Annotated in this window: 1 protein-coding gene; it reads right to left on the reverse strand. The window is 60.8% G+C overall.

Features of this window, described 5'->3' with window-relative positions; all coding sequences use genetic code 11:
- Nucleotides 1-9: 9 nt before the first annotated feature.
- Complete coding sequence (locus GY769_16690) at nucleotides 10-531, reverse strand: transposase family protein (protein MCP4203558.1); 522 nt, start codon at nucleotides 529-531, stop codon at nucleotides 10-12.
- Nucleotides 532-641 lie beyond the last annotated feature (110 nt).

A 641-nucleotide genomic window follows, 5' to 3' on the forward strand; every position in this document is an offset into this window, starting at 1 on the left:
CCGCGTGTCTCAGGCGGCCCGCGTGTATCGGTGATGCAGCCCACCAACCTGAGGAATCGCGATCACCTTTCCTTCGGAGGGATGCTCGACTCGACGTGGCACTGGCGCGTTGCGTTTGAGCGAAAGATGCGGGCGCGATCGGTGATAGTACTCGAAGTAGCTCGCCAGAATCCGCAGGAGGTGAGCTTCGTTGAGCACGATCAGATGATCCAGGCACTCCCGGCGTATGGAACCAATCACGCGCTCGCAGTACGGATTCTGCCAGGGCGAGCGATACGAGATGACGACTTCCTCGATGCCCATGTGCTTCACGCGTTCTCGGAAGTCATGGCCATAAATCGCGTCTCGGTCTCGGATCAGGAAGCGGGGCGCCTCATCGTACGGGAAGGCCTCGATGACTTGCTGAGCGGTCCATCGCGCGGTCGGGTGGGCCGTGGCGTTGAATTGGATAACCCGCCGTCGGTCATGGCGAAGGACGATGAAGCAGTAGAGCAATCGGAAGCTCGCTGTGGCGACCACGAAGAAGTCGATCGCGGCGATGTCGGAGACGTGGTTCTCCAGAAATGTTCGCCAAGTCTGAGAGGGTGGCTTGCGCTGCCGGGGCATGTACTTGGCCACCGTCGACTCGGCCAACTGGCACC

The organism is bacterium (assembly GCA_024224155.1).
Taxonomy (GTDB): Bacteria; Acidobacteriota; Thermoanaerobaculia; order Multivoradales; family JAHEKO01; genus CALZIK01.